The organism is Microbacterium sp. SORGH_AS_0454 (genome assembly GCF_031453395.1).
Classification (GTDB): domain Bacteria; phylum Actinomycetota; class Actinomycetes; order Actinomycetales; family Microbacteriaceae; genus Microbacterium.
Window position 1 is genome coordinate 2,360,830 of record NZ_JAVIYS010000001.1, and the last position, 21,432, is coordinate 2,382,261.

Genomic DNA, 21,432 nt, shown 5'->3' on the forward strand with positions numbered 1-21,432 from the left:
TCGTGACGGAACCGAGGGATTATGAACCGCTCGACCCTTCCTTGAGTTCCTACCACCACGCGGTCTGGACGCTTTCGGTTGACGGCGAGCTCCGGGGTCATGTCGCGTGTGTGGTGTCGGAAATGATGTTCCCTCGGAGAGCCCCGTGGCTGTGGTTCCTGGTCGTCTGGATCGATGGGCGGAGGGAGTTCCCCTTCGAGGATTACGGGTCGGACTGGTACACCCTCCGCGAGATCGATGCGGGTTTTCTCGATCACCACCTGCCGAGCGTGACGGCGGAGCGGCGATTCTTGTGGCGCCGCATCCAGGTGGATCAGCATGGCGCGCCTCAAAAGTTCGAACTCGAGAAGCTCTCCGCAGAAGTCGCCCGACGTCGCTGGGAGGAGCTCGGGCTCAGTGACGACCAATTCTGACGGACCCCGCTAGGGTCGGGCACGTGACCACCCCCGAGCCCGCCCGCGTCAACGACCTCGCCTCCTTCGCCGCAGCGAATGGCTGGACCTACCAGCCGACCGCCGAACCCCCTGCGCTTTCTGGTGACATGTGGGAGTACGCCACGGCGGGCAACGTCCAGGACCGCATCGCCGGACCGGGGTGGGAGGCCGGCCGGATCGTCGGCGGGGCGAGGAAGGCCGAGAACGTCCGCCAGAGCGGGATCGTCACGATTCGGACGAGCGTGTCGGTCAACGTGCCGGTGAAGAGCATCAACCTCGGCTACCTGGCGATCCGGTTGCCCCGGCAACTGCCGCACTTCGTTGTCGACGCGCGGAGCAACGACGGCATCCTGTCGTCCCTCCAGCACCGACCACAGCGCAAGCAGCGACTCTCGCTCGAGGGCGACTTCGACACGCACTTCCATCTCTTCGCACCGAAGGGGTACGAGCGCGACGCCCTGTACGTCTTCACGCCCGACCTCATGGCTCTGCTGATCGATGAGACGGGCGACCTCGACGTCGAGGTGCGCGATGACATGCTCATCGTCTATCGCCCGGGTGGCTTCGACCTGCACGACCCCGCGGTCTGGGATCGTTTCGCGCGCATCCGGGCCACCGTGGGGGCGAAGGCGTGGACCCAGACCGACGGGTACAGCGACGATCGCGCGGCACCGGGGCTGTCGGCATCCGTGGGTCCGGAGGGGCGCCGGCTCAAGCGCAGCCTGCCACGCTGGGTCTGGATAGGAATCGGAATTGCGGCGGCTGCCGTGCTCGTTCCGGTGGGGATCCTGATCGCGGTGTTCAGCGTGGCGACGTCGTTCTAGGCAGACGCCAGGTCCCCACGGCCGCCCGGGCTCGGCGCGAGAGCTCGGTGCCGTCGATGCCCGGCCACCCGTGCAGGCCTTCGGCATGGGATGAGGGCAACGTCTCGGCGCCCCACACCGCGCCCGCGAGAGAACCGGCGATGGCCGCGACCGTGTCGGTGTCGTTGCCGCCACGGACCGCACGCTCGATCGCGTCGACGGGCGAGGTTGCACCGGCCACCGCGGACAGTGCGCCCTGGAACGCCCGGACGATCCAGCCGTTCGCCTGCTGGAAGTCCCGCGGATGGCGGCCCTCGGTCGCCTCGATCAGGTCGGCCCAGCGATCCCGGCGCTCGGCGGGCACGAGGTCGAGCTGTGCGCGCATGTCGAGTTCACCGGTCAGGATGCCGTGGCGGATCGCCCCGCACCACAGGGCGCACGCGTCGAGATTGTCGTCTTCCCAGTGGGTCAGACGGGCGACGGCACCGGCCGCCGCGGCCATCTCGTCGCGGGGTCGCTCGAGGTAGCCGAGAGCCAGGGGCCCGGTGCGCATGAGGGAGCCGTTGCCGCCGCTGCGCCCCGACGCGTCGTGCACCGCACGGGATGCCGCGGTGATGGCATCCATTCGTCCGTCGGCGGGGATGCGGGACAACACCTAACGCGTCTGAGCTCCGACGTCGAGGGCATCGCGAGCCCACTCCTGCCAGCGGCGGACGATGGTCTCAAGCGACCCGGCGTCTTCGAGCCGGTGGCCGGCGGCGAGTTCGTCGAGGATCGGGACGGCCATGCTCGTGTCGTCGGTCCACTCGCGCTCGCCGTGGCCGAAGTGGCCGCGGCCGAAAGCGGGGATGACGTCGTCGGCGAGCGCGGGGCCGAACTCGTACGCAGAGCCGAGGGCGTCGCCCGCGGCGGAGACGAGCACGGCACCGACAGCGCGATCGACCTGGGCGGGGGAGAGGCTGGTCATGAGGTCAGCCTAGGAGGGTGCTCGCTCAGAGGTCGCTGTAGTCGTTTCCCGGCAGGATGATCTGCGTGACGGCATCGCCGTCGAGGACGAGCATCACGTAATCGCGACCCACTTCACCCGGGCGCTGGAGCGACTGGGTGCCCGGAGCTTCGCGGGTGTCGAGGCGAAGCTCCGTGGCGTCGAACCCCTCGGTGGCGCCCGCCGCGACAGCCTCGGCTCTCGTGGAGCCCACGCCGATGCCGCCGCTGGTGACGACGGGGTGGCCTGCCACCGTGGGCGTCGACACGCGGACGGAGGCGCCGCGCGTCGACCCGTCGTTCGGGACGGTCATCGTCAAGCCGGGCCATTCGAGGACGGTGCGTTCCAGGGTGCCGCCGTAGGGCCCCTCCGCCGGCGACTGCGTCGGTACCGCGCCGAGGGCTTTCGTCCACGCGTCGATCGCGTCAATCGAGTACTCGAGCGTCGAGCCCGCGGCGATGGAGGCGCCGTCGAGTTGCACGATCAGCACGGCGTCGCTCGCGGGGGCTGCCGCGTCCGCGGTCGGCGACGCCGTCGGAGTCGGCTTCACGGTGGGCGTGAACGTCGGTGTGGCCGCATCCGCGGCCGTCGGCTCGGGAGCCGGTGACGGGACGCAGGCGCTGAGGCCGAAAGCGGCGAGCACCACGAGTGCGAGAAGAGAAGTCGTCCGACGCATACCCAAAGAGTATCCACCGAACGGCCGCTCTCGTGTGGCGTTTAGGACGCGTTCTCGCAACAAGAACGAGAGGACGCGGCATCCTCTCGGATCGGTTTCGACGACGCGTGCGCCCTGCTCGCTCAGCCCAGCTCGCTCGGATGGGTGAGGCGCCACCACAGGGTCGGCTCGTCGATCGCTCCCGAGATCTTGACGCTGGCGGAAGTCGTCTTCGGGCCGGCGGTCCAGACGACCGAACCGACCACCTCGCCGTCGACGTAGTTCTGGGGGGTCGTCGTATCGAGGGTCACCGTCACCGGGGTGTCCGACCAGGTCCGGACCTTGGTGGTCTGCGCGAGCACGAGCGAGGCCTTCGATCCCCACGGCGTGGTGATCGTGCCGACGTCGTCGCCGACGGTTCCCAGCGGGATGTCGTGGAACCCGTCGCTGAGGCTCTGCAGAAGGCTCCGGACGTCGGCGTCGGTGCTCTCATGGGTCTCGCCGCTGAGCCGCACGCCCGTGATCTTCAGGGGAGAACCGATTCCCACGTCGAGCGACGAAGTGAACAGCAGATTGAACGTGCCGTCGCCGAGGTTGCCGGTCTTCAGACCCGTGATACCGAGCGTGCCCAACAGATCGTTGGTGTTGTAGACGGTGCCGACGCCGGTGATCTGCGCCGAGCGGGTGCCGGTGATCTGGGCGATGACGGGGTTCGCTTGCGCGAGTCCCGCGAGCGTGAGCAGATCCGTCGGGGTGCTGGCATTGCGGGGGTCGATGCCCGTGGCATCCACGATCCGGGTGTCGTTCAGACCGTTCTTGCTCAGCCACGAACGGGCCGCCGACACGTACGCCCCCTCGGAACCGAAACCCCACCGGGCGACGGCGACGGCGTAGTTGGCGGCCGAGGGCAGAAGCATGGTCGTGAGCGAGTCGTGCAGCGACAGCTTGAGCCCATCGGGCATCGGTGCGATGACCGCACCCTGCACGTAGAACTGGTCGTAGAGGTCGGTGTCGGCCTCGGTGTACGAGATGGTCGGACCGGGGTCCGTGGGGCCGGTCAGCGGGTGGGCGTCGAGGACGACGAGGGCCGTGATGAGCTTCGAAATGCTCGCGAGCGAGCGTGCCTCGTTCCCGCCCGAGGCGACGAAAGACTGGGCCGCATCGGGACCCAGGTACTCGGAGCCGCCGTCCACGCGCACCAGCGTCTCTCCGCCGGAGGGCACAGCGAGGGATGCCGGAGCCCCGGCGTTCGCGGTGGGAGCGTGCGAGGTGACGGTCGGGGCAGGCAGAGCTGCCGCAGACGCCCACCACACGTATCCGCCGCTTCCGCCGAGCACGACGAGTGTGACGACGAGGAACGTGATGAGGACGACACGACCGGCCCGGCCGCTGCGCGGAGGCTCGTCGGGTGCCTTCTCGAGGAGATCGCCCAAGTCGGCCAGAGTGCTCACGAAAGTCCCCCACGGATGCCCACGTTCCGAATCTATTCACATCCGTGCCTCACCACGACCGGAATTTCAAGCCCCCCTTCGCCCGCGGGGTGGCCGACCTAGCGTGGACGCACATCGGGAGATACCCGAAGACCACAACGGGAGGAGCCGACCATGGGACTCGACGACAAGATCAAGAACGCCGCGGAGAACATTGCTGGCAAGGCGAAGGAAGCCACCGGCAAGGCGACGGACAACGAGCGCCTCGAAGCCGAGGGCCAGGCCGACCAGACCAAGGCTCACGTCAAGAAGGCCGGCGAAGACGTCAAGGACGCCTTCAAGTAAGTCGCCCTCCCCGAAATGCCTCGACCCCTCCGCGGGTCGGGGCATTTCGTCTGTTCGGATGAAATCGACGCACGGGATGCCGGGGTGCACCTGCCGCGGCCGGGATAATGGCGACATGACCGCTGCCGTTCCCACCGAGACCCCCACCGTGGTCTCGGGTACCCCCGTCGTTCTGCGCGCCCACGGCTACGAAGCCGCGATCGCGAGCGTCGGCGCCTCCCTCCGTTCTCTCACGCACGAGGGCCGCGACCTCGTCGTCCCCTTCGACGCCGACGAGCTGCGCCCCGCCTACCGCGGCACGACCCTCGCGCCCTGGCCGAACCGGGTGGTCGACGGCATCCACCACTTCGACGGTCTCGAGCATCAGCTGCCGTTGACCGAGCCGAACCGCGGCCACGCGCTGCACGGACTGCTGTCGTGGGTGGACTGGAACGTGCTCGAGGCGTCCGACGATGCGGTGACGCTCACCGCGACCGTCACCGCACAGGCCGGTTACCCCTGGTGGCTGGTGGTCTCGACCACGTACCGATTGGATGCCGGCGGCCTCACCCAGACCGTTCGCGCCACGAACCTGTCGGATACGCCGGCGCCGTGGGGCACCGGACCCCACCCGTATCTCGTCGCGGGTCCGGCGACGCTCGACGAGTGGACGCTCGGCCTGCCGGCCGACACCGTGCTCGAGGTCACACCGGACCGGCTCGCGCCGGTGGCGCTGGCATCCGTCACCTCCGACGCGGAGCGATTCGACTTCCGCGAGGAGCGGGTGCTGGGCGCCGTCGAGATCGACCACGCCTACACGGGGCTGATCCGGGATGCCGACGGCCGCGCGACCGTCACGCTCACCGATCCTTCGGGCAGCGGTGTGGCCATGAGCTGGGCGGGGGAGTGCGCGTGGGTGCAGATCCACACGGCCGACCTGCCGGACGGCCCGGGGACGCCGGGCCACCGCGCCGGCCTCGCCGTCGAGCCGATGACCTGCGCGCCCGACGCGTTCAACGACGACGCGTACGACTTCGACACGGGTGTCGTCTCGCTCGACCCCGGCGCCTCGCACGAAGCCGGGTGGACGATCTCGGCGCGCTGAGACCCCCGCAACGACAGAACCGCCCCGGAGCGATCCGGGGCGGTTCTGTTCGTACGGGCGGTCGGTCAGACGACCTGCGCGCCGCACATTCCGCAGTCGCCACCGGCCGAGACCTCGACGAAGCAGTCGGGGCACATCGCGCGCGTGGGGCGATCGGTGATCGGGGTGGGCTTCAGGCTGGGGGCGCGACGCTCCTTGGGCGCCGACGCGGCGCGGGCGCGGCGAGCCTCGATCGTCGGGGCGGGCGGCGGCGGGGGAGCGGCGGGCTTGTGCTCTTCGCAGTAGAAACGGACGAACCCGCCGTGGTGCTTGGGGTGGCGGTGCTTGACCGCCCACAGCTCGGTCCGGTCGTACAGCGGACCATCGGTGCCGCAGGCGACGCAGCGGGTGGCTTCGCCGGGAACGACCTCGGCGACGAGCACGGGAGCATCGAAGCGGATGGCATCTCGCCAGTCCTGCGACGAAACGATCTTCATGGGGGACCCTTCTGGGGCGGTTCGGGCCGCCCACCTCCAACGGTACGCTCCTCCCCACCCCGCCGGGGACGAGAATCGTGCGCGGAAGGGGTGGACAGCGCCCGAAGGCGCCCGGATAGGTTGGAGGGAATTCCCCCGCGCCGCGGTTCGCGGCGCCTGTCGAAGGAGAACCATGGAATTTGCTGCTCTGGGGGCGATCGGCATCGTCGTGGTCATCGCACTCGTCGTTGTCGTCGTCGTCCTTTTGATCGTCGCGGGCTTGATACGCGGGTGGTACCGCGTCGCCAAGGCCGACGAAGCGCTGGTCATCGTCGGAAAGCGGCAGAGGGGGGCCGACGGGGAGTCCTCGCGCATCACCGTCATCACCGGTGGCGGCGCCATCGTGAATCCGCTGACGCAGCGCGGCGAAATGATCTCGTTGCGCGCACGTCAGATCAAGATGGAGCCCACGGCTCAGTCGTCGAACGGCGTCACGGTCAACGTCAGCGGCGTGGCCCTGGTGAAGATCGGTTCCGACCCCGAACAGGTGCGTCGCGCGGCCGAGCGTTTCGCCTCCCAGGACAAAGCGATCGAGCAGTTCACGACCGAGCAGCTCGAAGGCGCCTTGCGCGGGGTTGTCGCGACGCTGACCGTCGAAGAACTGATGCGTGATCGTCAGCGACTTTCGGACCAGATCGCCGAGGGCATCAAGGGCGACCTGTCGTCGCAGGGGCTGATTCTGGACTCCTTCCAGATTCAAGGCGTCACCGACAGCAACGGCTACATTTCGGCCCTGGGTGCGACCGAGGTCGAGCGCGTCAAGCGCGAGGCCGAGGTCGCCCGTATCAATGCCGTCCGCGAGATCCGCGCCCGTCAGATCGCCACCGACGAGGCGAACCTGATCGAGCAGACCAAGCTCGACAAGAACAGCGCGGCGGCGAAGGCCGAGGTCGGTCGGGCCAACGCCGAGGCCGAGCAGGCCGAGGCCCTCACACGCGCCGAGCGTCGTCAGGCCGTTCTGCAGCAAGAGGCGCAGAACACCCAGGCCCGCTTGGAGTCCGAGGTCTCGCGCGTCGCCGACGCCGACCTGTACCAGCGTCAGAAGGATGCCGACGCCGAGGCCTATGCGCAGATCAAGGCCGCCCAGGCCCGTGCCGAGATCGCCGAGCAAGAGGCGGCCGCCGTTCGCGTGCGCGCGGAGGCCGACGCCCAGGCCGTCCGTCTCGCCGGTGAAGCCCGAGCCGAGGCGATCCGCGCCGAAGCCGAAGCCCTGTCTCACAATCAGGAGGCCCTGCTCGCGCAGCGCGCCCTCGAGGCTCTCGTGCCGATGATGGCCGAGTTCGCCAAGGGGTACGACCGGGTCGGTAACATCACCGTCCTCGGAGGGGAGGGCGCGAGCGGTCATCTCGCGGCGGAGTCGGCCACCGGCCTGCGTTCGTCGTTCGAGGCCGTGCGCGCGGCGACCGGGATCGACCTGACGCAGATCATCCAGGGCCGCGTCATGGCGGATTCGTTCGCGCACTCTCGACAGGCGGACGAGCCCACCTCGACGCACTCGAACCCGGCCCCGACCACGCCCCCGGCGTCGGCGGAGTCGTGATCGCGGTGACCCGTGCCTGAGGCTCCCGAGGTCGAAGCGCTCGCGCTGTTCCTGCGCGAGAGACTGATCGGTCGTCAGGTGACGGGCATCGAACTCGTCGAGGGGCGTGCGCTGAAAACGCGTGCGCGTCCCCTCGACGAGATCGTCGGCCGGCCGGTGACCGCCGTCACCCGCCACGGCAAGCACATCGACCTCGATCTCGGCGGCGTGCACGTGGGGGTGGGCTTCGGCCGCGCCGGGTGGGCGACGTGGGACGAGTCCGCGCAGAACGATGACCCCGCGTCCGTTGCGGCCGTGATCGCTCGGGTGACCTTCGAGCACGGGATCCTGGGTATCACCGACGCCGGCGAGTGGCTCTCGGTGCAGCTGCACGTCGTCGACGGGGTCGACGAGGTGCCCTCGGTCGCGAAGCTCGGACCGGATGCCGCCAGCCCGGCCTATTCGCGCGAGATGCTCTCCGAGGCCCTCGGCCGTCGGCGCAAGCAGCTCAAGGCGTTGCTGCAGGAGCAGGAGACTCTCGCGGGGATCGGTAACGCGTACTCCGATGAGATCCTCTTCGCCGCGCGGTTGCGTCCGACGGCCCACGCGGCCGCACTGAGCGAGGACGACGTCACGCAGCTCCACCATGCTCTGCACGACACCCTCACTGCGGCGGTGCTCGCGCGGCGCGGCGTGCCGATCGCAGAGCAGAAGGCGGCGAAAGTCGCGTCGATGCGCGTGCACGGGCGCACAGGCGAGCCGTGCCCGGACTGCGGTGGAGTGATCCAGGACATCCCGGGTACCAAAGGCGGCGGGCAGTGGTGCCCCGTGTGTCAGGTGCTGCCGGACGACGATTGAGCGGCAGAGCCGCGCTCGTGGATGCTGGCGAGTGCGCGAGAGGGGGGCGGAGGTGATCGCTCGGCGAGTCCTCTCGGCCGCCGTATGGCAGGCCGGAACGAGCGAAGGCCCCGGAACGATGTCCCGGGGCCCTCGCCGACAAAGGGGTCAGGCGGTCTGGCGCGAGTGCATGCCCTCTGCGACCTCTTCGACGAGCTTCGCGGTGAACGCGGGCAGGTCGTCGGGGTTGCGGCTCGAGACGAGGCCCTGGTCGACGTGTACTTCTTCGTCGACCCAGGTGGCGCCGGCGTTGCGCAGGTCGGTCTGCAGCGTCGGGTAGCTCGTGAGCGTGCGGCCCTTCAGAACGTCGGCCTCGGTGAGGATCCACCCGCCGTGGCAGATGACGGCGACCGGCTTGTGCTGGTCGAAGAAGTCGCGGGTGAACGACACGGCATCCTTCACGATGCGGATGTCGTCGGCGTTCTGCACGCCGCCGGGCAGGACGAGAGCATCGAAATCACCCGCGGACGCACCCGCGACCGAGAGGTCGACCTTCTGCTGGTGGCCGTTCTCGCCCGTGATGCTGCCTTCGCTCGGCGAGACCAGAACGGCCTCGGCGCCGGCGGAGGTCACGGCATCCCACGGGCTGGTGAGCTCGCTGTCCTCGAAGCCGTCGGTGAGCAGGAATGCGATGCGCTTACCGCTGAGATCAGTCATGGAAAGCCTCTCTTTCTCGATCGGGGTTCCCACGCTAGAAAGCGTCTCGACCGGAGGGACGGGGGTTGCGGATGCCGGAGCGCGGCGTTAGCGCCGACGCCGGCCCCGGTGACCGCGCGCAGGCGTAGCATGGGGCGCATGTCCGCTGACACCACCTCCGACGCGACCACCGCGTCCAAGCCGCTGATCGCGCTGCTGAACGCTCCCGCCGTCGAGGGTGAGAGCGACGACAAGCCCGCCGCGTCGCAGTGCTGCGGCGGCGGTTCCTGCTCTCTCTGAGTCGGCGCCGCACGCGTCATATCGCGCCCGCGTCGTACATCCCGACGCGTCGGTCGCCTTGACGCGGCTTCGCGCATGCCCCGAGACGGTGGCTGTCCTCGGTTCGTCGGGCCGGGAGGGCGAAACCCATCAGTCGACCCCGACTTCGTGTGGACTCAGTGCGCGCTGACGGGCGCGTCGGTCTCTTCCGCCTCCGCCGGCTTGCGCACGAAGCACGCGAGGACGACGGCGGCCGAGGCGATCACGGCTCCGACGAGGAACGACGCGTGCACACCTGACGCGACGGCGCCGGCCTGGTCGACACCACCGGCGAGGGCGGTGCTCGAAAAGACGGTCATGATCGCGACGAAACCGGCCGTGCCCGCGGCTCCGGCGACCTGCTGAGCGGTGCCGACGACGGCGCTGCCGTGCGAGTACAGCCGGCGGGGAAGAGAGCCCAGCGCGGAGGTCATCAACGGGGTGAAGACCAGGCCGAGTCCGAGGTTGAGGCCGAGGTAGACCGTGACGATCCACCAGATGGGGGTGCCCAGGTCGAAGGTCAGAGCCATCGTCCACAGCACGGCGGCGGCGATCAGCATTCCAGGGATGACGAGGGGAGTCGGCCCGAAGCGATCGAAGAGGCGGCCGACGATCGGCGCCATGACGCCCATGAGCACGCCGCCCGGGAGCAGCATGAGGCCGACCGTGAGACTGCTGAGGCCGAGCGCCTGCTGCAGGAAGATGGGCAGCAGGATGAGCGAGCCGAACAGAGCGGCCATCACGATCGCGACCAGGGGTACCGCGAGCCGGAACGACGGGCTCTGGAACACGCGCAGGTCGAGCAGCGCGGAGTCGGACCGCTGCAGTCGGAGCTGACGGATGACGAACACGGTGACGAAGACCGCGCCGACGGCGAGGGGGATCCACACCGGCACGGACGTGTGCCCGGAGGCCGATTCTCCGATGGCGCTGAGGCCGTAGACCAGGCCGCCGAAGCCGATCGCCGACAGGACGACGGAGAGCACGTCGAAGCGCGCGTCCGGGCGGGTCTGGGTGACGTTGCGGACCCAGCGGGCGCCGAGGGCGATGGAGAGCAGAGCGATAGGGAGGATCAGCCAGAAGATCGCGTGCCAGGTCAGCACCGACAGGATGAGCCCCGACACCGTCGGGCCCACGGCGGGTGCGACGGCGATGACGATCGTCACCACGCCCATGATGCGACCGCGTCGGTTCGCCGGGACGAGGTTCAGCACTGTGGTGAACAGCAGCGGCATCATCACGCCGGTGCCCATCGCCTGAATGATGCGACCCGCCAGCAGGACCCCGAAAATCGGAGCGAGCGCGGCGACCAGGGTGCCCAACGCGAAGACGCTCATCGCACTGAAGAACACCACGCGAATGGGGAAGCGCTCGAGGAGGAAGCCGGTCAGGGGGATGATGACGGCCATCGTCAACAAGAACGCCGAGGTGAGCCACTGACCGGTGGCGGCGCTGATGCCGAAGTCGGCCATGATCGCCGGAAGCGCGACCGACATCGTGGTCTCGTTGAGGATGACGACGAACGCGGCGACGACGAGCAGGGCGATGACGGGACCGGAGCGGTGCGACGGCGACGACGCGGTGCTCGCTCGGGAGACGGGAATGGTGCCGGTGGCGGCCATGACGAGGTCCTTTACGTGCGGGGGGCTTCGTGGCGCCACGGAGGGCGACTGCGACGGAGACAACGGGTGCGCGGCCCGAGGTATTCCGACATCGAGATAACGGATTCGAGGTCATCCGCAAGCGACCCTATCGGGGGCGTCCGACATCGCCGCCCCGGCGCTCACCGTCGGCGGTCGGACGTAGGCTGACGAACATGAGCATGGGGATGGGCGGCAGCATGTTCCGCGGCGTGGACGCGGACATGCAGCGCCGCCGCAACGCTCAGGCTCCGCGGGTGCAGAACCTCGGGCGCCGCGTCGTCGACCTGTTCCGGCCCTATCGCGGGCGCATCGCGTTCACCGCGCTGCTCGTCGTCGTCGGCGCGGCCGTGGCCGTCATCCCGCCGCTGCTCGTGCAGCGCATCTTCGACCACGCGCTGTTCCCCGTCGATGGATCGAGCCCCGACCTACGGCTCCTCGCGGTCCTCGTGAGCGTCATGATCGGTCTGTTCCTCGTCTCGGCCGCACTCAACGTCGGTCAGACCTGGCTGACCGCGACCGTGGGAAACCGGGTCACGGGCGACCTGCGCACGCGTCTGTTCGACCACCTCCAGAACATGGAGCTCGGCTTCTTCACGCGCACGAAGACGGGCGTGATCCAGTCACGACTCCAGAACGACGTGGGCGGCGTCTCGGGGGTGCTGACGAACACCGTCACCAGCATCCTCGGCAACGCCGTCACGGTCATCGCCTCGCTCGTGGCGATGATCCTCATCGACTGGCGTCTCACCCTCATCGCCGTCGCGCTCATGCCGTTCCTGCTCTTCGTCCAGCGCCGCGTCGGCCAGGTGCGGGCGCGCATCGCGGGAGAGACGCAGGAGTCGCTGTCCGAGCTATCGGCGATCACGCAAGAGACGCTGAGCGTGTCCGGCATCCTGCTGTCGAAGTCCTTCAACCGTCAGCGCACCGAGTCCGCGCGCTTCGACGCCGAGAACGACAACCAGGTGCGCCTGCAGGTGCGCCGGGCCATGAGCGGTCAGGGCTTCTTCGCCGTCGTCCAGGTGATCATGTCGAGTGTGCCGGCGGTCATCTACCTCGTTGCCGGGTACCTCATCGGCGGGGGAGCGGGAGCGATCACAGCCGGAACGATCGTCGCCTTCACCACGGTGCAGGCGCGGTTGCTCATGCCCCTGATGGGGCTCATGCGCGTCGCCCTCGACGTGCAGACCTCTTCGGCGCTGTTCGCCCGCATCTTCGAGTACCTCGACCTGCGTCCGGCGATCGTCGACGTCCCCGATGCCCTGCCCGTCTCGGCGGCCCCCGGCCCCGTGGGGCGCATCGAGTTCCGCGACGTCGAGTTCCGCTACCCCGATGCATCCGTGCAGGCGCGGCCCACGCTCGACGGCGTCTCGTTCACCGTCGAGCCGGGGCAGCACGTCGCCTTCGTCGGCCCCTCGGGAGCGGGAAAGACGACGATCCTCTATCTCACCCCTCGTATGTACGAGGCGACCGGCGGAGCGGTGATGTTCTCCGGAGCAGACGTGCGCACCCTCGAGCGGGCATCGATCATCGACGAGATCGGCATCGTCTCGCAAGAGACGTACCTCTTCCACGCGAGCGTGCGCGAGAATCTGCGTTACGCCCGGCCCGACGCCACCGATGACGAGATCGAGGCCGCCTGCCGCGCGGCCAACATCCACCACGTGATCGCCTCGTTCGAGGCGGGGTACGACACCATCGTCGGCGAGCGCGGGTACCGGCTCTCGGGCGGCGAGAAGCAGCGCATCGCCATCGCGCGCGTGCTGCTGAAAGACCCGCCGGTGTTGTTGCTCGACGAAGCGACGAGCGCCCTCGACACCGTGTCGGAGCGCATCGTGCAAGAAGCGCTCGAGACCGCCTCGCGCGGGCGCACGACGCTGTCGATCGCACACCGACTCTCGACGGTCATCAGCGCCGACCGGATCCACGTCGTAGATGCCGGTCGCATCGTCGAATCGGGGACGCATTCCGAGCTGCTGGCTGCGGGGGGCCTGTACTCGAGCCTCGCGGCCGAGCAGCTCGCCGCCGCGTTCGTCCTCGCCGAAGAGCAGCACGACGCCGCGGGTCTCGCGCACGCCGCGCTCCCCGTCCGTCGCGCCGACGAGGCGCCTGCCTGAGCTGCGACGGTTCTGTCCGGTTCCGGTCCCGGTATGGGGTTCGTGAGACGGCATACCGCTGACACTCCGGTGTCAGCCTGCAGCGAGATGTCGGCGTCTTGCAGCCTCGCGAACTCGGGCCGGCCCGAACCCGGCCGGCGCGAGTCCAGGCGGCGCTGTGGCCGAGGGAGTGTCAGCCGGGCAGCGTCTCGAGGAACGCCTCGAGCGCGATGCCGTAGGCCGGGTCGGGGTGCGTCTCGGCGATGCGGTGCAGCGGCGGAAGGTCGAGCGTGCGGATGAGGGCTCCGCGCTCCTTCACCGCAGCCTCGGCCCCGGCCTCGCGCAGTACCGCGATCCCCTCACCGAGCGCGTCGAGATAGTCGCGCAGCACGTCGAGCTCACCGAGCCGCTGGGTGATCGACCCGCCCTCTCGGCGCTGACGCCAGTCGACGACGACGTCGGGGATGACATCGAACGCGGTTGCCGCCGTGTACATGCGCTGGGTGAGCACCTGGTCCTCGTAGTAGCGCCCCTCGGGGAAACGCAGGCCGTTCGCCTCCCAGAACGCCGCGCGGCTCATCTTCGACCACGCCACGATGTTGCCCGAGGCCGCGGGATGCTCCGCGATCGTCGTGCGCGCGCGGGCAGGAGAAGTGGATGCCGTGACCCACGGCTGCACCTCGCCCGCGGTGTAGCCGGGGGTGTCGGCATCCGGCCGCAGACGGACGTATGCGCCGACGGCGAAGTCGCTGCCGGTGCGATCGAGCGTGTCGGCCAGGCGCGTGAGCGCGTCGGGGCGGAAGCGGTCGTCGGCGTCGAGGAACGCGATGTAGGGGGTGTCGACGTGCGAGAGACCGGAGTTGCGCGCGGCACCCAGCCCACGTTGTTCGGTGTGCCGTTCGAGCCGGAAGCGGGGGTCGGCGGAGGCGGCATCGGCGAAGATGCGGGCCGTGTCGTCTGTCGAGGCGTCGTCGACGAGGACGGCGGTCCAGTGCCGGTGCGTCTGTGCGCGCAACGACCCGAGGGCTTCCTCCGCGAAGGGGGCGACGTCGAATCCGGGGACGATGACGGTGACGGGGGTGGAACTCACCCGCGCGAGCCTACGGCGGTTACGGCGACGGCGACGGCATCTGCGACGGCGTCGAGAGAACCGGTCCATCTGTGCGGCAGCGTGAAGCGCACGGCGGTGCGGGCGTCGTCGTGATCGAGACCCACGGCGAGGAGCACGTGCGAGGCCTCGTCGCTGCCCGCAGCACACGCCGAGCCGCTCGACGAGACGACTCCGCGACGCTCCAGCTCGAGCAACACGGTCTCGCCGTTCGTGCCCGGGAAGACGAAGCTGGCGGTCCCGGGGAGTCTGCGCTCGGGGTGGCCGGTGAGACGCGCGCCGGGCACCGTGGCGAGCACGCGCGCGGTGAAGGCCTCGCGCAGGGCTCCCACCCGCAGGGCATCGGCGGTGCGTTCCGCCTCGGCGAGCGTCAGCGCCGTGGCGATGGCCACCGCCCCCGCGACGTCGGGGGTGCCCGAGCGTCGACCGCGTTCCTGTCCGCCCCCGTGCAGCAGAGGTTCGAACGGGAGGCGCCCGCGAACGGCGAGGATCCCGGTGCCCTTCGGCGCACCGATCTTGTGGCCGGCGACGGTCATGGCATCCGCTCCGAGTCCCGCCAGGGGGAGCCACCCGGCGGCCTGGACGGCGTCGAGATGGAGGGGAACCCCACGTTCGTGAGCGACGGCGGCGAGGGCGGCGGCGTCCTGAACCGTTCCGATCTCGTTGTTGGCGTAGCCCACGCTGACAAGCGCCGTGTCGTCGCGCAGTACGCCGGCGAGCGCCTCGGGCGTCAGCGTGCCGGTGTCGTCGACCGGAGCGTGGGTCACGCGCACCCCGTGCAGGCGTGACAGGTAGTCGGCCGAGGCCAGCACGGACTCGTGCTCGATCGCCGTCGTGACGAGGTGCGAACGCCCCGACCCCAGTACGAGCCCCTTGATCGCGGCGTTGTTCGACTCGGTGCCGCCGGAGGTGAAGATCACGTCTCCCGCGCGGAAGCCGAGGACGGCCGCGACCTGCGCGCGAGCCTCGTCGAGAGCGGATGCCGCAGCTTCACCGACCTCGTGGTGGCTCGACGGGTTGCCGAAGAACCGCGTGAGGAAGGGGGCCATGGCCTCGAGCACCTCGGGGCGCACGGGGGTGGTGGCGGCGTTGTCCAGGTACAGGCTCACGCCGTCTCGATGCGGATGTCCAGGCCCAGATCGAGGGCGGATGCCGAGTGCGTCAGCGCGCCGACCGAGATCACATCGACGCCGGTCTCGGCGATGGCGCGCACGGTCTGAAGCGTCACGCCCCCCGAGGCCTCGACCTGGGCGGCTCCGGCGACACGGGCGACACCGGTGCGCAGATCGTCGAGTAAGAAGTTGTCGAGCATGATCGTGCCGACGCCGGCGGCGAGCACCGCGTCGATCTGCTCGAGCCGGTCGACCTCGACCTCGACGTGCGTGGTGTGGGGGAGTCGCGCGATGGCGCTCTCGAGTGCCTGCGTCACCGACAGTCCGCTCGCGGTCAGCACCGCGAGGTGGTTGTCCTTGGCCATGACGGCATCCGACAGAGAGAAGCGATGGTTGTGGCCGCCGCCGTCGCGGACGGCCTGACGTTCGATCGCGCGCAGGCCCGGCGTGGTCTTGCGCGTGTCGACGATGCGGGCGCCGGTGTGGGCGACCTCGGCGACGTAGCGCGCGGTGAGGGTTGCGATCCCCGACATGCGCTGCACGAAGTTGAGACCGATGCGCTCGGCCGTGAGCACGCCTCGCGCGGGTCCGGTGACCACGGCGAGGGTGTCGCCGGGAGCGAACCGCTCGCCGTCGGTGATCTGCATCTCGACGGTGATCGAGGAGTCGGTGAGCGTGAAGGCGGCGACGAACACCGCAGAGCCGCTGAACACGCCCTCGACGCGGGAGACGAGCTCGGCGCGCGCGGTCGCGTGTTCCGGGATGAGCGTCTCGCTGGTGAGGTCGCCCCAGGGGGCGTCCTCGTCGAGGGCTGCCGAGACGATCCGGTCGATCGTGGCGCGGGTCAGCATGCGAGGACCTCCTGGGGTTCGATGAGGGATGCCGAGGACTCGGTATCGGAGCGGAAGTGCGCGCCCACCGAGGTCTCGCGCGCACGGGCGGCGGCCACGACGTGCGTGGCGAGAAGGAGGAGGTTCGCGTCTTCGACGCTGCGCGGTGCGGCGTCGGCATCCCACGCGGCGAGCACCGCGGCGGCGCGCCCTAGACCTGCGGCCTCGCGCACGAGACCCGCCTCGGCCCACATGAGCTCCTGCAGGGTGCGGCGAGAGAAGGGGGGAGCGTCCACCGCGGGGGCGACGTCGAGAGGCGGGACCTCGCGCACGGGGAAGCCCGGCCACTCGCCGCCGCGAGCCACGGCATCCCCCGCCCGCGCTCCGAAGACCGCCCCCTCGAGGAGCGAGTTCGAGGCCAGGCGGTTCGCCCCGTGCACGCCGGTGCGGGCCGCCTCTCCGACCGCGTAGAGCCCTGGCACGGTGGTCCGTCCGTCGAGATCGGTGACGATCCCGCCCATGAGATAGTGCGCCGCGGGGGTCACGGGGATCGGATCGCGGCTCCAGTCGAGCCCGCGATCGCGCACCGCGGCGTCGATCGTGGGAAAGCGCCGTGCGAGTCGCTCGGAGCCCAGGGCAGTGGCATCCAGCCGGACGGGCCGACCGTCCTGTGTGGTCATCGCCCGGGCGTTGGCGCGGGCGACGATGTCGCGCGGGGCGAGTTCGCCGTCGGGGTGGGAGTCGAAGGTGAACCGGCGGCCGGTGTCGTCGATGAGCACGGCGCCTTCTCCGCGCACCGCCTCCGAGACGAGGAACGGGATGCCGACGGCCAGGGCCGTGGGATGGAACTGCACGAATTCGAGGTCGTCGACAGCGGCTCCCGCGCGCAACGCCGCGGCGATCCCGTCCCCGGTGGCGCCGAGGGGGTTGGTGGTGTGGGAGTAGAGCTGGCCCGCGCCTCCGGTGGCGAGGATGACCGCGTCGGCATCGAGGCGCTCGCCGCCGTCGAGCTCGACGCCCGTCACCCGGCCCCCCGCGACGACCAGGTCGCGCAGGAGGGCGTGCTCGCGAACCTCGATAGCTGCGGCACGCACGGCTGCACCGAGAGCGGCCTGGATGGCGGCTCCGGTCGCGTCGCCGCCGGCGTGCAGGACACGGGGGACCGCATGAGCGGCCTCGAGCCCGCGTGAGAAGTCGCCGTCCTCGGCGCGGTCGAAACCGACCCCGCGCGCGACGAGCTCCGCGATCCGCTGCGGCCCTTCGCCGACCAGCACGTCGACGGCGGCGGGGTCGTTCAGTCCTGCGCCCGCGGTGATCGTGTCGGCCGCGTGCGAGCCCACCGAGTCGGTGGGTGAGGTCACCGCGGCGATCCCGCCCTGCGCCCACCGCGTGTTCGTGTCGGGCAGGGCGCCCTTCGTCACGACCGTGACACGGCATCCGTTCTCGAATGCGTGCAGCGCCGCCGTGAGACCGGCGATGCCGCTGCCCACCACGACGACGGTGATCACTTCACCGCACCGTTCGGTTTCGCAGCGAGCATGCGCTCGAGCGCGACGGTGGCGGGCTCGGCGACGTCGGTGGGGACGGTGATGCGGTTGACGACGGTGCCTTCGACGAGCGATTCGAGCACCCACGCGAGATAGCCCGGGTGGATGCGGTACATCGTCGAACAGGGGCAGACGACCGGGTCGAGGCAGAAGATCTCGTGCTGCGGGTACTGGGCGGCCAAGCGCTGCACGAGGTTGATCTCGGTGCCGATCGCGAAGGTGGTGGGTTCGGTCGCCGCGGCGATGGCCTTGCGGATGATGTCCGTCGAACCCGCCTCATCGGCGGCATCGACCACGTCCATCGGGCATTCCGGGTGCACGATCACGCGGACGCCGGGGTGCTCGGCGCGCGCCTTGTCGATCTGGTCGACGGTGAAGCGGCGGTGCACCGAGCAGAAGCCATGCCACAGGATGACGCGGCTGTCGATGATCTGAGCGTCGGAGGAGCCGCCGAGGGGCTTGCGCGGGTTCCACATCGGCATCTGCTCGAGGGGCACACCCATCGCCTTGGCGGTGTTCCGGCCCAGGTGCTGATCCGGGAAGAACAGCACCCGTCGTCCCCGTGCGAACGCCCACTCGAGCACCGTGCGGGCGTTGGAGGAGGTGCAGACGATCCCGCCGTGACGCCCCACGAAGCCCTTGATGGCCGCGCTCGAGTTCATGTACGTCACCGGGATCACGGGGACCAAGCCCTCGGCATCCGGGGTCTCGAGATCACCCAGCACGTCTTCGAGCTGTTCCCAGCACTCCTCGACCTGGTCGATGTCGGCCATGTCGGCCATGGAGCAGCCGGCGGCGAGGTTCGGGAGAATCACCGCCTGCTCGGGGCGAGAGAGCAGGTCGGCGGTCTCGGCCATGAAGTGCACCCCGCAGAACACGATGGCCTCGGCCTCGGGGCGGTCCTTCGCGGCGTTGGCGAGCTGGAACGAGTCGCCCACGTAGTCGGCGTGTCGCACGACCTCTTCGCGCTGATAGAAGTGCCCGAGCACGACGACTCGGTCGCCGAGCGTCTCTTTCGCCGCGCGGATGCGGGCTTCGAGCTCGTCGTCGGACGCGTCGCGGTACCGCTGCGGCAGCTCGCCCTGCCGGGGCGCTCCGGTGGGGATGACGTCGCCCATCGACGAGCCGGGGCCGTAGCCGGGGCGCGTGTCGAAGTCCCAGGGCCTGACCGCGAGATCGGTGGTGCAGGTCGCGTCGGTGGAGGCGCCGGCGACGATCGCCTGGATCGCGTGGTCGACGCTCGGGTCGATCGCGGGACGGGGCTGCAGGGTGAGGGGGGTGGCGGACATGGGCGTTCCGATCAGTGACGGGAGCGGAGCGGGCCGCGGTCGGCCAGCTCCACATCGCGGTTGTAGCGGTACAGGCGGGCGGGACGATGGCTTCCGGTGCGGAAGCGATCGGTCGGGATGAGCGTGTCGGAGATGTCGACCTGCCGACGGAAGTTGGCGGGATCGAGTCGTCTGCCGAGAATCGACTCGGTCACCTCGCGCAGGTCGGCGAGCGTGAACTCGTCGGGCAGCAACCCGTGCGCGATGCGGCTGTAACCGGCCTTGTTGCGCAAGCGCCAGAGCGTGTACTCGACGATGTCGTTGTGGTCGAAAGCCAGGGCCGGCAGGTCGGTCGCGTCGAACCATTCCACGTTCTCGGGCGCATCGCCCTCCCGCGCGTGCGCGGCGACCTGCGCATCGACCTCGTCGGAGCGCAACAGTGCCCAGTACACGATCGAGACCACGCGCGTGGGGGAGCGGTCGACGGCTCCGAACGCGTAGAGCTGCTCGAGATAGCTGGGGGTGAGGCCGGTCGTCTCGGCGAGGGTGCGGGATGCCGCTGTGTCGAGCTCTTCGGTTGCGTCGAGCCAGCCGCCGGGCAGCGCCCACCTCCCATCGAACGGGTCGCGGGTGCGGCGGACGAGGGGGAGGGACAGGACCGGTTCGTCGTGGTCGTTCCGGCGGACGCTGAAGATGACGGTCGACACCGCGACGCGCACGTCGGCGTCGCGGGACTCGGGGCGAGGGGTTCGTGTCATGGTGACCATATCTCCGGGATCGATCTTAGTGTCATATCGACTCGAAGGCCGAATCCCCGATGCCGGCGCGCGCGGCCCGCGCGTCGAAAGGGTTCTCCCAGACGGGCGATCTAGCCTCGATGCGAATACAGGAGGTCGGATGCCGATCGTCGACATCGCCCTGATCGCCCTTCTGGCGGTCGCACTCGTCGCGGGGCTCTCTCGGGGCTTTCTCGCCACCATCGGCTTCTTCGCGGGCCTCGCCCTCGGCGCCGTCGCCGCCTATTGGGCGCTTCCATTCGTGGGGCAGTGGGTCACCGACCTCGCCTGGCGCGGACCCGCCATGATCGGCGCGGGCATCGCGCTGCTCGTGATCGGCTCGGGCCTCGGCAGTGCCGTGGGCGGTTTCTTCCGTCGAGGAGCCGACCGCATCAAGCTGCGCATCCCCGAGCGACTCCTCGGCGGGGTGGTCAACGTCGCGGCCGCCGCGCTCGCGATCTCGTTCGTCGCCGGCTCCCTCACCCCGGTCGGGGTCCCCGTCGTCTCCGCAGCTCTCGGCTCCTCCGCGGTGGTGCGCACGATCGACAACCTGACGCCCGCTCCCGTGCGCGGCGCGCTCGCCGAGTTGCGCGGAACGATCTTCGCCGACGGTATCCCTCGCCTGGGCGAACTCATCCAGATCGGCCCCGTGCCGACCACCCCGAGCATCGCCCTCGACGATCCTGCGCTGACGCAGGCGGCGCAATCGGTGGCGCGGATCTCGGGTACCGCGTACGCCTGCGGCATCACCTCGAGCGGCTCGGGCTTCGTGGTCGCCGACGATCGCGTGGTCACCAACGCGCACGTCGTCGCGGGGGTCGACACCCCGCTCGTGGAGCTCCCTGGCCGCCCGGCGCGCGAGGGGCGGGTCGTGTACTTCGACCCGATCGACGACATCGCCGTGATCTCGGTCGATGGACTGGATGCCGCGGCTCTGCCGATCGCCGAGACGCTCGCGGTGGGGGCTCCCGCCGTGGTGCAGGGCTACCCGGGCGGCGGTCCGTTCACCTCCGGCAGCGCGCAGATCCTGTCGGAGGGCACAGTCCCCGTCCCCGACATCTACGACGACTCCCGAGCTCCGCGCGACATCTACGCGTTGGCCGGTATCGTGCGCCCGGGCAATTCGGGCGGACCGCTGCTGACCACCTCGGGTCAGGTCGCGGGCATCGTCTTCGCCCGCTCCGACACCGATGACGACGTCGGCTACGCCATGACCCCGGCCGAGCTGGAACCCGTGATGGCCCAGATGGGGTCGTTGTCGGCACCCGTGGCCTCCGGGAGCTGCACGCGCGGCTGAACCGCCTCCGCGCCTGGGGCGGTGGGGAGCGCCAACACGCTGCCCGCTTCGGGGTGCGCTTTCCGCTCCGCCGGCGACGAGGGCCGTTGGCCGTGGGGCGGGTGAAATTTCCCTCTAGCGCCCTGTCCCACTGCGTT

The 21,432-nt window shown here is 69.9% G+C and carries 20 protein-coding genes and 1 pseudogene; 9 read left to right on the top strand and 12 right to left on the bottom strand.

Going from position 1 to position 21,432, the window contains the following annotated elements; translation table 11 throughout:
- Nucleotides 1-2 precede the first annotated feature (2 nt).
- Entirely contained in the window at nt 3-413 is a 411-nt protein-coding gene (locus QE454_RS11190; protein ID WP_307455419.1) for a hypothetical protein, read from the top strand.
- A 23-nt stretch (nt 414-436) separates the two neighbouring features.
- On the top strand, nt 437-1,258 hold the full coding sequence (locus QE454_RS11195; RefSeq protein WP_307455415.1) for a hypothetical protein: 822 nt from the start codon (nt 437-439) through the stop codon (nt 1,256-1,258).
- Here QE454_RS11195 and QE454_RS11200 read toward each other — a convergent pair.
- The 3 genes and pseudogenes from QE454_RS11200 to QE454_RS11210 form a co-directional block, all read right to left on the bottom strand.
- Nucleotides 1,236-2,204 (bottom strand): annotated as a pseudogene (locus QE454_RS11200) (ADP-ribosylglycohydrolase family protein). The gene QE454_RS11195 and the pseudogene QE454_RS11200 overlap by 23 nt on opposite strands.
- 25 nt (nt 2,205-2,229) lie before the next feature.
- Nucleotides 2,230-2,898, bottom strand: coding sequence for a hypothetical protein (locus tag QE454_RS11205; RefSeq protein WP_307455413.1), 669 nt, complete (start codon nt 2,896-2,898; stop codon nt 2,230-2,232).
- Between the two features lie 122 nt (nt 2,899-3,020).
- Nucleotides 3,021-4,328 carry a D-alanyl-D-alanine carboxypeptidase gene (locus QE454_RS11210; protein WP_309668639.1) on the bottom strand — a complete coding sequence of 436 codons (1,308 nt, stop codon included), beginning with the start codon at nt 4,326-4,328 and terminating at the stop codon, nt 3,021-3,023.
- 153 nt (nt 4,329-4,481) lie between these two features.
- On the opposite strand from QE454_RS11210, the gene QE454_RS11215 reads away from it, so the two are divergent.
- Together QE454_RS11215 and QE454_RS11220 are read left to right on the top strand one after the other, a co-directional pair.
- On the top strand, nt 4,482-4,652 hold the full coding sequence (locus tag QE454_RS11215; RefSeq protein WP_103210933.1) for a CsbD family protein: 171 nt from the start codon (nt 4,482-4,484) through the stop codon (nt 4,650-4,652).
- Nucleotides 4,653-4,767: 115 nt separating this feature from the next.
- Nucleotides 4,768-5,736: an aldose 1-epimerase family protein gene (locus tag QE454_RS11220; protein WP_307455406.1), complete on the top strand. Its 969-nt coding sequence runs from the start codon at nt 4,768-4,770 to the stop codon at nt 5,734-5,736.
- Nucleotides 5,737-5,801: 65 nt separating this feature from the next.
- On the opposite strand, the gene QE454_RS11225 is transcribed toward QE454_RS11220, so the two are convergent.
- Nucleotides 5,802-6,212 carry a glucose-6-phosphate dehydrogenase gene (locus tag QE454_RS11225; RefSeq protein ID WP_210074305.1) on the bottom strand — a complete coding sequence of 137 codons (411 nt, stop codon included), beginning with the start codon at nt 6,210-6,212 and terminating at the stop codon, nt 5,802-5,804.
- Between the two features lie 172 nt (nt 6,213-6,384).
- On the opposite strand from QE454_RS11225, the gene QE454_RS11230 reads away from it, so the two are divergent.
- Both QE454_RS11230 and QE454_RS11235 read left to right on the top strand, forming a co-directional pair.
- The gene (locus QE454_RS11230; RefSeq protein WP_307455403.1) at nt 6,385-7,791 is read left to right on the top strand and encodes a flotillin family protein; all 1,407 of its coding nucleotides are present in this window, start codon (nt 6,385-6,387) and stop codon (nt 7,789-7,791) included.
- Nucleotides 7,792-7,803: 12 nt separating this feature from the next.
- Nucleotides 7,804-8,628 carry a DNA-formamidopyrimidine glycosylase family protein gene (locus QE454_RS11235; RefSeq protein ID WP_307455399.1) on the top strand — a complete coding sequence of 275 codons (825 nt, stop codon included), beginning with the start codon at nt 7,804-7,806 and terminating at the stop codon, nt 8,626-8,628.
- A gap of 147 nt (nt 8,629-8,775) precedes the next feature.
- On the opposite strand, the gene QE454_RS11240 is transcribed toward QE454_RS11235, so the two are convergent.
- Nucleotides 8,776-9,324 carry a type 1 glutamine amidotransferase domain-containing protein gene (locus QE454_RS11240; protein WP_210074311.1) on the bottom strand — a complete coding sequence of 183 codons (549 nt, stop codon included), beginning with the start codon at nt 9,322-9,324 and terminating at the stop codon, nt 8,776-8,778.
- A 138-nt stretch (nt 9,325-9,462) separates the two neighbouring features.
- Between QE454_RS11240 and QE454_RS11245 the strand changes: the two genes are divergently transcribed.
- Nucleotides 9,463-9,603: a hypothetical protein gene (locus tag QE454_RS11245; protein WP_210074312.1), complete on the top strand. Its 141-nt coding sequence runs from the start codon at nt 9,463-9,465 to the stop codon at nt 9,601-9,603.
- 155 nt (nt 9,604-9,758) lie between these two features.
- Here the strand turns inward: QE454_RS11245 and QE454_RS11250 are convergent, their stop codons facing one another.
- Entirely contained in the window at nt 9,759-11,243 is a 1,485-nt protein-coding gene (locus QE454_RS11250) for an MDR family MFS transporter (RefSeq protein ID WP_210074314.1), read from the bottom strand.
- Between the two features lie 194 nt (nt 11,244-11,437).
- On the opposite strand from QE454_RS11250, the gene QE454_RS11255 reads away from it, so the two are divergent.
- Nucleotides 11,438-13,378 (top strand): ABC transporter ATP-binding protein, encoded by a 1,941-nt coding sequence (locus QE454_RS11255; protein WP_307455393.1) that lies wholly within the window; start codon nt 11,438-11,440, stop codon nt 13,376-13,378.
- Nucleotides 13,379-13,550: 172 nt separating this feature from the next.
- On the opposite strand, the gene QE454_RS11260 is transcribed toward QE454_RS11255, so the two are convergent.
- Genes QE454_RS11260 through QE454_RS11285 form a run of 6 tightly spaced genes read right to left on the bottom strand, consistent with a single transcriptional unit; the run spans nt 13,551 to nt 19,980 of the window.
- Entirely contained in the window at nt 13,551-14,447 is an 897-nt protein-coding gene (locus QE454_RS11260; RefSeq protein ID WP_307455391.1) for a glycosyltransferase family 2 protein, read from the bottom strand.
- On the bottom strand, nt 14,444-15,574 hold the full coding sequence (locus QE454_RS11265) for a cysteine desulfurase family protein (RefSeq protein ID WP_210074317.1): 1,131 nt from the start codon (nt 15,572-15,574) through the stop codon (nt 14,444-14,446). The genes QE454_RS11260 and QE454_RS11265 overlap by 4 nt, the downstream gene beginning before the upstream one ends.
- Nucleotides 15,571-16,428 carry a carboxylating nicotinate-nucleotide diphosphorylase gene (gene nadC, locus QE454_RS11270; RefSeq protein ID WP_307455387.1) on the bottom strand — a complete coding sequence of 286 codons (858 nt, stop codon included), beginning with the start codon at nt 16,426-16,428 and terminating at the stop codon, nt 15,571-15,573. Before nadC ends, QE454_RS11265 begins: the two co-directional genes overlap by 4 nt.
- Complete coding sequence (nadB, locus tag QE454_RS11275; RefSeq protein WP_307455384.1) at nt 16,422-17,915, bottom strand: L-aspartate oxidase; 1,494 nt, start codon at nt 17,913-17,915, stop codon at nt 16,422-16,424. Before nadB ends, nadC begins: the two co-directional genes overlap by 7 nt.
- Entirely contained in the window at nt 17,912-19,243 is a 1,332-nt protein-coding gene (gene nadA, locus QE454_RS11280; RefSeq protein ID WP_307455381.1) for a quinolinate synthase NadA, read from the bottom strand. Before nadA ends, nadB begins: the two co-directional genes overlap by 4 nt.
- Before the next feature lie 11 nt (nt 19,244-19,254).
- On the bottom strand, nt 19,255-19,980 hold the full coding sequence (locus QE454_RS11285) for an NrtR DNA-binding winged helix domain-containing protein (protein ID WP_373459385.1): 726 nt from the start codon (nt 19,978-19,980) through the stop codon (nt 19,255-19,257).
- Between the two features lie 139 nt (nt 19,981-20,119).
- On the opposite strand from QE454_RS11285, the gene QE454_RS11290 reads away from it, so the two are divergent.
- Nucleotides 20,120-21,295, top strand: a complete 1,176-nt coding sequence (locus tag QE454_RS11290; protein WP_267786878.1) for a MarP family serine protease — start codon at nt 20,120-20,122, stop codon at nt 21,293-21,295.
- The last annotated feature ends 137 nt before the right edge of the window (nt 21,296-21,432 follow it).

Coding starts and splice junctions, on each gene's coding strand:
- QE454_RS11205 (WP_307455413.1), bottom strand. CDS start 2,898: ATGCGTCGGACGACTTCTCTTCTCGCACTCGTGGTGCTCGCCGCTTTC.
- QE454_RS11215 (WP_103210933.1), top strand. CDS start 4,482: ATGGGACTCGACGACAAGATCAAGAACGCCGCGGAGAACATTGCTGGC.
- QE454_RS11220 (WP_307455406.1), top strand. CDS start 4,768: ATGACCGCTGCCGTTCCCACCGAGACCCCCACCGTGGTCTCGGGTACC.
- QE454_RS11225 (WP_210074305.1), bottom strand. CDS start 6,212: ATGAAGATCGTTTCGTCGCAGGACTGGCGAGATGCCATCCGCTTCGAT.
- QE454_RS11230 (WP_307455403.1), top strand. CDS start 6,385: ATGGAATTTGCTGCTCTGGGGGCGATCGGCATCGTCGTGGTCATCGCA.
- QE454_RS11240 (WP_210074311.1), bottom strand. CDS start 9,324: ATGACTGATCTCAGCGGTAAGCGCATCGCATTCCTGCTCACCGACGGC.
- QE454_RS11245 (WP_210074312.1), top strand. CDS start 9,463: ATGTCCGCTGACACCACCTCCGACGCGACCACCGCGTCCAAGCCGCTG.
- QE454_RS11250 (WP_210074314.1), bottom strand. CDS start 11,243: ATGGCCGCCACCGGCACCATTCCCGTCTCCCGAGCGAGCACCGCGTCG.
- QE454_RS11255 (WP_307455393.1), top strand. CDS start 11,438: ATGAGCATGGGGATGGGCGGCAGCATGTTCCGCGGCGTGGACGCGGAC.
- nadC (WP_307455387.1), bottom strand. CDS start 16,428: ATGCTGACCCGCGCCACGATCGACCGGATCGTCTCGGCAGCCCTCGAC.
- nadA (WP_307455381.1), bottom strand. CDS start 19,243: ATGTCCGCCACCCCCCTCACCCTGCAGCCCCGTCCCGCGATCGACCCG.
- QE454_RS11285 (WP_373459385.1), bottom strand. CDS start 19,980: ATGACACGAACCCCTCGCCCCGAGTCCCGCGACGCCGACGTGCGCGTC.
- QE454_RS11290 (WP_267786878.1), top strand. CDS start 20,120: ATGCCGATCGTCGACATCGCCCTGATCGCCCTTCTGGCGGTCGCACTC.